Raw genomic sequence first — 1,225 nt, 5'->3', positions numbered from 1 at the left:
ATGGTTCTGTTGGTGGTGAGATCACAAAACGTTTAGTATCATTAGCTGAACAACAACTTGGTGGTGGAGTTACTCGCTAAATTTATATAATACATGGATGTAAGGGTGAGACGCTAAGTCTCACCTTTTAATATGAGCGTGAACAAAATAATCATATTGTTGACTAATTTAAAAATTCAAACTTCTATATCTCATATGATGAATGTTGTTAAATATATTTTCCGAAATCCGGAATAGCTACTTTATCAAAATCTCTTACTAAATGACGCAATCCATCTTTTAATTCTTCACCAAACATAGGTAAACCGTGTCCTGTCACTACAGATTTAGGATCTAAAGCTTCAAGTATTTTTACCGATTTCCATGCATTCTTCCAATCGGTAGTAAGATATCGTGGTGGGCCACTTAATTCTTTTTCTTGAGTTACTACTTTATATAATGAATCTTGTCTTACGGTAACAAAAGCATCTCCAGCGATTAAGAAACGATCTGTCTTTCGAAATAGAGATATATGTCCAGGAGTATGACCAGGGGTGTGTACCCAATGCCATTCTGGCATATGTGGAACACTACCATCAAGAGGTAATTCATGTATGTATTTACCTAAATCAATTCCTTGAGTTGGAAAACTCGGAGAAATTTTTGCTACAAATCCCCCCTCCACAGATCCGTCTGGCTCTGGATAGTCTTTTTCACCGTTTAAATAAGGAATTTCTAACTTATGTGCATAAACAGGGACATCCCATTTTTTTACTAATTCAATGACAGAACCAACATGATCAAAATGGCCATGAGTTAGTATGATTGCTTTTGGTTTACTATGCTCGCCAAACTTTTCTTCTGCAAATTTCATTATAAGATCCATTGCTTTTGGCATACCGGAATCAACTAGAACCCATTCATTTGGTCTTACAGGATTGCCTACAAAACATATATTTACAATTTTAATACATAAACAATATAAGTGGGAGGCTACTTCGATACTATTACCACTGCCAAGAGAGGTTAAAGGTAAAATGGTATTATCTAAAGTACTTTTTAATTCTTGATTTGACTTTTCATTCATTAGAGCAAACTCCTTTTTTCATTATATTCTTTAGTATGTAGAGTTGCTAAAATAATAATACCTTCAAGAGAATTAACATAAATAGCAATAATTTAAATTGATATTTACTCACTTTATTAATAGTAATTAGTGTAAAGGACTGGATTTGAGTCAATATTT

Annotated in this window: 2 protein-coding genes; one reads left to right on the top strand and one right to left on the bottom strand. The window is 33.3% G+C overall.

What is annotated here, in order from left to right; genetic code table 11:
• On the top strand, positions 1–80 hold an 80-nt coding region (locus tag V7183_RS21330; protein ID WP_335360760.1), incomplete at its 5' end, for a small, acid-soluble spore protein, alpha/beta type.
• 128 nt (positions 81–208) lie between these two features.
• Here V7183_RS21330 and V7183_RS21325 read toward each other — a convergent pair.
• Positions 209–1,066: an MBL fold metallo-hydrolase gene (locus V7183_RS21325; protein WP_335360755.1), complete on the bottom strand. Its 858-nt coding sequence runs from the start codon at positions 1,064–1,066 to the stop codon at positions 209–211.
• Positions 1,067–1,225: the final 159 nt, after the last annotated feature.

The organism is Bacillus sp. JJ1127 (assembly GCF_036965845.1).
Taxonomy (GTDB): Bacteria; Bacillota; Bacilli; order Bacillales; family Bacillaceae_G; genus Bacillus_A.
Note: the sequence above shows the minus strand (reverse complement) of the source record. Positions and strands in the feature narration are given on the sequence as shown.